Below are 7,719 nucleotides of genomic sequence, written 5' to 3' on the forward strand. Positions count from 1 at the left end.
CGTCATTCCTCCTGCTATCTTTTTCTATTATTCTACCTTATTTGATAGTAGATTTAAAACTTTGCAACAGAACCCTAAAAAGTAAACAGAAATGATATAATCAGTTACGTAAGGAGGTTTCAAGTATGTGCACTAGTATCGCAGTAGTAGATATTACTTTATCTCATTCATAATGAAAAAAATGGCAAGGAGAAGGTTATAATGAACCAGAAAAACCCAAAGGACACTCAAAATTTTATTACTTCTAAAAAGCATGTAAAAGAGATATTGAATCATACGAATATAAATAAACAAGATAATGTAATAGAAATTGGATCAGGAAAAGGTCATTTTACCAAAGAACTTGTCAAAATGAGTCGGTGGGTGGATTCTATAGAAATTGATGAGGACTTGTGTCAAGTCACCCAAAAAGTCGTGAAGCCTTTTCAGAATATAAAAGTTATCCATACGGATATTCTGAAATTTAACTTCCCCAAAAACAAAGACTATAAAATATTTGGTAATATCCCCTTTAACATCAGTACTGATATTGTCAAAAAAATTGCTTTTGAAAGCAATTCGAAATATAGTTACCTTATTGTGGAGAATGGTTTTGCAAAAAGATTACAAAATACGAAACGAGCTTTAGGTTTGCTATTGATGGTGGAATTGGACATAAGAGTTCTCAAAAAAGTGCCACGAGCATATTTTCACCCTAAACCGAATGTAGACTCTGTATTGATTGTTCTTGAACGACATCAACCATTGATTTTAAAGAAGGACTACAAAGAGTATCAATCTTTTGTTTATAAGTGGGTAAACCGTGAATATCGCGTTCTTTTTACTAAAAACCAATTCCGACAGGCTTTGAAGCATGCAAATGTCACTAATATTAATAAACTATCGAAGGAACAATTTCTTTCTATTTTCAATAGTTACAAATTGTTTCAGTAAATTAAAGTAATAAAGCGTTCTCTAATTTCACAAGAGAACGCTTTATTCTTCCTAAAAATTTTCAATATTTATTAATAAATCGGTTGTTTTAAAAGTAGGCACCTGTTATTGCAATAAAATTAGCCTAATTGAGAGAAGTTTCTATAGAATTTTTCATATACTTAACGATTTGTATATTATTTATATAATTGGCTGGTATTGAACGTTTGTCTAAAATCTTTTTCACTTCATCTGCAGTTGAACCTGCATATTCTCCATATGTTGCAATAACAAATAGATATTTGCAATTAAAAATAGAGCGTTCTAAAAAATCTCTAATATATGGCGGGATATTAACGTGAAAAACCGGGAATACAATACCTATCCTCTCGTCTGAGAACTCATATTTATTCTCTTTTATCATTTGTGGGATGGATATTAGTTTTCCACCAAGTCTTTTCGCAACATAAAGACTGTTTCCTGTTGCGGTAAAATACAAAATTGTCATTTCTGCTACCTCTCTTTAACTAATTAGGATTCAAAATTGATTTTTGATGCAGTTACACTTGCATCGGGTTTGAATTGTTATCTAGGTGTCATCATAATGAGTATTATACTTAAGAAAATTCAAAATGTAAGTACGCACATTTGTGACGTATACTATCCCAACGGATAGTGTAAAGGATGAACTAGATTTTGTTTAAACGTTAAATTTCTCAATTCCCTGTACAAATCTATCTTTATCCTCATCTCTCATTAATGGAATAACTGTAACACAGGATACATTCCTCATTTTTTACAGTGGCAATAATCAGTCTACTATGTTCAACTTCTATGAGAAAATATACTTCGTTTGGCTCTTTTTAACGAACAATACAAGAAAAATATCCTAATTATCTGTTGCTTTTTTACTACAAAACAATCGATTAGTACATTATTACCATACCTATTTAGCACCAAGGCAAGCAATTCTACAAATCACAATATAATCTGATTTATCACCCTATATCTAAATACTATTGTTGAACTTCAGTTTCTCTTATCTTAACCTTCCTTTCTGCTGTATTTGAGACGTCATAACCTCTTGAACATTTTCAAATTCTTTACTTATGACATATTCATCAAATACTTCAGTCCCATATTTAGAATCTGGTTCTGCAACGACAGAAACCACCTGCTCAATCCTCCTGTTATATACAGAGGGCTACTGGAAGAACAACTTCTGGCAGCATAACAATCAAAGGAAATTTAGTGAGTTTATACGACTACACTTTTCTTGACAATTCCAAAGTATAGATAATAAAAACCGCTATGCGGCAAACTCAAAAGGTCTTCACATAGCGATTATATCTAATAAAAATTCATTAATTTTTTTACATTTTCAACAACCAGAATGTATCATTAACACTTTTACATCCTTATTGCATAACTCAAAAATTACATAACTTCCAATTCTCTCATCAACTGTTCCCATTCATTAAAATAATTACCCTGACACCTTTTAACATCATCAATTGATTTTTGTATTTCCGTCAGTACTATATAATCAGAAGAATTGTTTGGTTCAGAAATGATTTTATTCAATCTTTCTAATTCTTCATCATATTGATTTATTAACACTTCAAGCTTTTCAATTCGTTTCTCCTTCTTAACCTTCTCCTTCTCAATGGAGTTACGATCGCCTTTTACTGTGTTATTTTTCTCTACTTTCTGCTCAACTTTAATGTTATTAAATGGCTTTTCAGAATTCATCCTTTTTTTCTCGTACTCACCATAAGTAGATTGTACAAACTCTACACCATCCTTATCAAAAACAAGTAATCTGTCAGCAATCTTATTAGTAAAATATCTATCATGTGACACAAAAATAATTGTACCTTGATAACTGCATAAGATATTCTCTAAATTCTCTTTTCCAATAATATCCATGTGGTTTGTCGGTTCATCTAAGATTAAAACATTAGGACGTTTATATAATAATTTACATAATGTCAATCTAACCTTTTCTCCACCTGACAAAGAGGACACCGGTCTAAAAACATCATCTCCACTAAACTGAAATGAGCCAAGAGCAGTTCTGACCTCTGTGTCATTTAGCTCAGGGTATTCGCTTTGAAAAATTTCGAATAGTGTATCATCTCCACTGATTTGAGCAAGCTGTTGGTCAAAATAGCTAATTTCAACATTGTATCCGAATTTAAAATCTCCAGACAATGCTGCCACACCACCCATAAGTGTTTTAAGCAACGTGGATTTACCAATACCATTACTCCCAACAATTCCAAGCTTCTGTCCCCTTTCAAGGTTGAAATTAACCTTTGCAAGAGGAGTATCATAGCCTATCACAAGTTCTGAAGCACTTAATACTTGCCTTGAACTACTGATTCTCGGTTGAAATTTAGACATATAAGTTTTTGTATCGTATTGGTCTGGTGCATTTAATATTTGCATACGCTGTAATAATTTAATTTTAGATTGCACCATTTTAGCTTTCGTAGGTTTATAACGAAAACGTTCAATCAAGCGTGTAATCCTTTCAATTTCTATCTGTTGCAAGTCGTAATCTTTTTGCTGTTTGATATGATTTTCTCGTTTTTGCTCCTCAAAGGCTGAATAATTACCTTTATAACATTTGGTCTCTCCCCATTCGATTTCATAAACCTTATCCACAATTCGATTAAGAAACATTCTATCATGGGAAATAATAACCAATGTAGATTTATAACTTCTCAAATAACTCTCCAACCATTGTATTGTTTCTATATCAAGGTGGTTAGTAGGTTCATCAAGTAATAGAATGTCTGGCTTTGTTAAAAGTATTTTTATAAAAGCTATCTTAGTTCGCTGACCACCTGAAAATTCAGAAATGGGTTTTTTATCATCTGCTTCAGTAAAACCCATACTACGAATCATCGTTTCATATTCTTTTTGGTAGGTTAGACCTCCAAGAGCCATATACCTTTCAAGGATATCAGAGTATTCATTGATGATTTTATCATCATATTGATTCTCCATTTTATCTATCAGCTGTTTCATCTTGTTTTCCATATCAATAAGCGTCTTAAATACCTTACGGACTTCATCCACCATTGATATACTTTCATCTTCAAAAGGCATCTGTCTTAAATAGCTAATATAAGGGTTACCGGTCTTTATTACTTGAAACTCACTTTCACCAGTTCCTTCTTCTAATTCAATTTCGCCTATAATAGCTTTTAGCAAGGTTGTTTTTCCACATCCATTTCTACCAACAATAGCAATCTTTTCATTATCATTGATTTCAATACCGATGTTTTCCAACACCATATTACCATCATAGTAAACGGCACCATTAATTATTTTGTATTGCATTTTCATATCCTCCTTTGCGTTAGTACTAGCAATTGCAAAGGTGGCTTTGGACAATAATTATTCTACTCCATGTAAAGCTTGTCACAGCCACCTATACATGGAGTTCTTTAAATGTTACTATAGTTGTAGATTTCATTTGCTTCTACCTCCTATCGATTATTAATATAATTCAATTGCCACCTTATTGTACATTGTTTCATCCTTAACATACTCAACTTTCGCACCAATAAAACAGTGTACGAAAGTTGAGTTACTTAAAAGTATTCTATTCTAAGAAATTCAAATTTGCGTGATTCCTAAGCTATTTATTTACAGCTTAAACTATAGAAGATGAACTAAACAATAACTAATCTTTACATAACTAAGTTATTACCCACGCTTTTTTAAACCTAATCCAGCTATTAAGGCAATGAGTATTGCCCCTGTAGCTGCAAGGAACGCATCTGAGTAGGACATAGCGTCCAATATATATAATGGATTTATCGGCTCAGTAGCATCACGTCGAGCGGATAATAATGCTCCAATCATACCTGCTCCAGTTCCTGCTCCAAGGTACAAAGCACCTTGGAAAATCCCCATTCCGACACCAACCTTGTCTGCATCGAGTGCACTTACTGCGGCGTTATTTGCGGGAGAATTCGTGAATGCAAAAGCAATCCCTACTCCGAGGACCCCCACGGAAACTAACAGAGGTGAAGCACCAGATGCATAGGTGGACAAGAATAAGGTAGACAGCCCCATCAGAGTCATCCCAGTAATTATCAGACGTTTATCCCCAAATCGATCAGAAAGACGGCCAACGAAGGGAGATAAGATTGCAACAGCCACACCACCTGGCAACAATATCATTCCAGCCTGTCCAGAAGAGAGTCCATTCACCTCAATGACTAGTAATGGGACGAACACAAGAACAGCGAAATAAGCAAACATCGAAAAAAATGCAATTATGACCGTATTGACATAATCCTTGTTATTGAACAGGACAGGTGGTACAAATGGATTTTCTGCGGTAACAATTCTCCAAATAAATCCCACCAAAGCTACAACAGAACCAATTAGGCTAGTTAACGATGAGAACGAAGAAAAACCAGAAGTTTCTCCTTGAGTGATGCCAAAAAGGAGTAATCCTACTGTGAGGCCGAGGAATAAACCACCAATGAAATCAAAGTTCTTATTGCTTCCTACGGATTCTGCCGGTTTAATTGTCGGTAACGCGTAGTAGGCACCAATAACAATCATAATGGCTAACAAAAATGTGAACCAAAACAAGGCATTCCACCCTAAATATTGACCAACTACTCCACCAAATATTGGACCAGCAGCAGTTCCAACACCAATACTTCCTGCGATAATTCCCAAAGCTCCCCCACGTTTTCCTTGTGGGAAAACCTTCGAAATTGCAATGACTGATAGAACTGGAATTGCGGACATCCCAGCACCCTGAACCATTCTTCCCAAAACCAACAATGGGAGGTTCGGGGCAATTGCACATAAAAGACTACCACTTGCCAGAATCATAATGGCAAAGATATATAGCTTTCGTAACTCAAAAAAGTCTGAGATTCGACCATAAATCGGAACTCCAATCGCAAGAACAAGTGCAATACCACTAACTATCCAACTCACTTGAGATTTCGAAGCTTCTAAAGCTTTGCTTATTAGTGGAAGTACGGGATTGACTGAATCAGCCGTAATTGAACCTACAAGTACAGATAGGGAGAGTACCATCATTAAAAGCCTAGTAGAACCCCTTTTTTCAGATTGAATCATTTCTTTAGATTTACTATCCTTTTTCATTTTATTTCCTCCTAAAATATATTGTGATTTTAGGAGGCTAAATCCACTGCTTTCACCATAAACCTCACCTCATATCTATTTATATTGTAAAACCAAATCAACGAACTCACCATATTTCTACAGCATGATTAAAGATTCGGTTCTCCAAACTAACTGAACTGATCAAACAAAAAAAAGGCACCAGTTTAACAACCGGTGCCTAATCATTCGTATGCATTTTTACAAATGCAATAGATTCATAAATTTTTGCCCATTATATAAAAGGAGGCAAAAAGTTTTCCGGTAGTGTTTCCATTTTTTGTTTTTGTGAAAAAGGACATACTGATCCCGTTGTACCTAAATCCCCTGAAACTTTTACATGCTTTCTAAACTCGACATTAATGAAATCAATTCCCATTACTTTTTGCCTCCTTTCTCATATTGTGATAATAACACAATTATAATTGATGAAAAAGAAATAATCAACCCTACTTTTTTGAAAACCAATTTAAAGCTTTACTACTTTTACTTACATAATAAAGGCAGGTGCAGTATAAACTTTTTTAAATAGGTCTTCTTTAACGAGCAGGTAGCGTCAGTTAAAGTAGATAATTTAAGATCGAAATCATATTATAGATATTCCGAAATTGGGCGTGATTGTTGCAGGTCAAAAGCTTAATTCCTCGATAAAATAAAAAGGAATTAGTTTTTTTATTTGTGGTACATTCTTCTGACCGTAATCAATTGTCATCTAATAATTACATTGTATTTTTTCATTTGATTTAACACGTTAAATATATGTTCTTAAAGTAAAAACATTGATGTTAATGGATTTTTAGTAATTTACTCTTGATAAACAATTACACCATCGAAGGAAGATATTAACGTTACAAAGAGATTAGTCGAAGCCGGAAAGTTACTAGGCATCGAAGTACTTGATCATTTAGTAGTAAACAGTGATAACGGTTTTACTAGCCTGAAAGAAAGAGGCTATATTTAAAAGGGAGAACAATTCCCTTTTTTTCTTCAAGAATTATTCCGTAGAATTTCTTCAAACGAATTTAGTAAAGTATTTTATGATAGAATAGAACTAGATAAAAATGGTATAGATACACTATAAGATACAAGAATTTATCTCCTACTCTAAAAAAATAAAATTAAAAAACGTCTCATATTAAATATAAAAAACGAAAGAAGTGACAAAGAAAGGAGGGTACTATGTTTGAATGAGGAAATTATTAAATCTAAGCTTCGTGTTCAAAAACATGGAGAAGTATTTACCCCTAAAAGAATAGTAAAAAAAATGCTAAATATACCCGAGATAAAAGAGGCTTGTGAAAATTTAACAGCAACGTTTTTAGAACCGACTGCTGGAGAAGGCGCTTTTTTAGTAGTAATACTCGAGAGAAAGTTAAACATGGTATCTAAAAAATACAATAACGATTTAATTCAATATGAAAATTATTCTTTGCTCGCCCTGACAACACTATACGGAATTGAATTATTGGAAGATAATGCCCAAATATGTGTGATGAACATGTTTCAACAATACTATGATAACTACAAAGAACAAGTTGAACATCATAATGGAGAATTAAAGAAAAAAGGGTTCTGTTGCAAAGTTTTAAATAAAGAATAAAATCCCTTACGGTATCTATGATTTAAGCTGGGATTCCCAAT

7 protein-coding genes and 1 pseudogene are annotated in these 7,719 nt (G+C 33.5%); 3 read left to right on the forward strand and 5 right to left on the reverse strand.

The window, feature by feature from the left end:
- Positions 1–201: 201 nt before the first annotated feature.
- On the forward strand, positions 202–933 hold the full coding sequence (gene erm(A) / locus ACI3E5_RS17345) for a 23S rRNA (adenine(2058)-N(6))-methyltransferase Erm(A) (RefSeq protein ID WP_002360844.1): 732 nt from the start codon (positions 202–204) through the stop codon (positions 931–933).
- Between the two features lie 124 nt (positions 934–1,057).
- Here the strand turns inward: erm(A) and ACI3E5_RS17350 are convergent, their stop codons facing one another.
- From ACI3E5_RS17350 to ACI3E5_RS17370, 5 genes are all read right to left on the reverse strand, one after another.
- Positions 1,058–1,420 carry an EFR1 family ferrodoxin gene (locus ACI3E5_RS17350; RefSeq protein ID WP_024378353.1) on the reverse strand — a complete coding sequence of 121 codons (363 nt, stop codon included), beginning with the start codon at positions 1,418–1,420 and terminating at the stop codon, positions 1,058–1,060.
- Between the two features lie 531 nt (positions 1,421–1,951).
- On the reverse strand, positions 1,952–2,086 hold the full coding sequence (locus tag ACI3E5_RS17355; protein ID WP_002415371.1) for a hypothetical protein: 135 nt from the start codon (positions 2,084–2,086) through the stop codon (positions 1,952–1,954).
- A gap of 263 nt (positions 2,087–2,349) precedes the next feature.
- Positions 2,350–4,317 (reverse strand): ABC-F type ribosomal protection protein OptrA, encoded by a 1,968-nt coding sequence (gene optrA, locus ACI3E5_RS17360; protein ID WP_223603182.1) that lies wholly within the window; start codon positions 4,315–4,317, stop codon positions 2,350–2,352.
- A 315-nt stretch (positions 4,318–4,632) separates the two neighbouring features.
- Complete coding sequence (gene fexA / locus ACI3E5_RS17365; protein ID WP_065813868.1) at positions 4,633–6,060, reverse strand: chloramphenicol/florfenicol efflux MFS transporter FexA; 1,428 nt, start codon at positions 6,058–6,060, stop codon at positions 4,633–4,635.
- 253 nt (positions 6,061–6,313) lie between these two features.
- Positions 6,314–6,457, reverse strand: a complete 144-nt coding sequence (locus ACI3E5_RS17370; RefSeq protein ID WP_002360221.1) for a hypothetical protein — start codon at positions 6,455–6,457, stop codon at positions 6,314–6,316.
- 441 nt (positions 6,458–6,898) lie between these two features.
- Between ACI3E5_RS17370 and ACI3E5_RS17375 the strand changes: the two genes are divergently transcribed.
- Together ACI3E5_RS17375 and ACI3E5_RS17380 are read left to right on the forward strand one after the other, a co-directional pair.
- Positions 6,899–7,039, forward strand: a complete 141-nt coding sequence (locus tag ACI3E5_RS17375; protein WP_271292013.1) for a JAB domain-containing protein — start codon at positions 6,899–6,901, stop codon at positions 7,037–7,039.
- Positions 7,040–7,261: 222 nt separating this feature from the next.
- Positions 7,262–7,645 (forward strand): annotated as a pseudogene (locus ACI3E5_RS17380) (N-6 DNA methylase); the annotation flags it as partial.
- Positions 7,646–7,719 lie beyond the last annotated feature (74 nt).

Origin of the sequence: Candidatus Enterococcus avicola, assembly GCF_047470845.1 — a bacterium.
Lineage (GTDB): Bacteria > Bacillota > Bacilli > Lactobacillales > Enterococcaceae > Enterococcus_D > Enterococcus_D casseliflavus.

Bases quoted from the DNA above. Each gene is read 5' to 3' on its own strand.
- ACI3E5_RS17370 (WP_002360221.1), bottom strand. From the start codon at position 6,457: ATGGGAATTGATTTCATTAATGTCGAGTTTAGAAAGCATGTAAAAGTT.
- ACI3E5_RS17350 (WP_024378353.1), bottom strand. From the start codon at position 1,420: ATGACAATTTTGTATTTTACCGCAACAGGAAACAGTCTTTATGTTGCG.
- fexA (WP_065813868.1), bottom strand. From the start codon at position 6,060: ATGAAAAAGGATAGTAAATCTAAAGAAATGATTCAATCTGAAAAAAGG.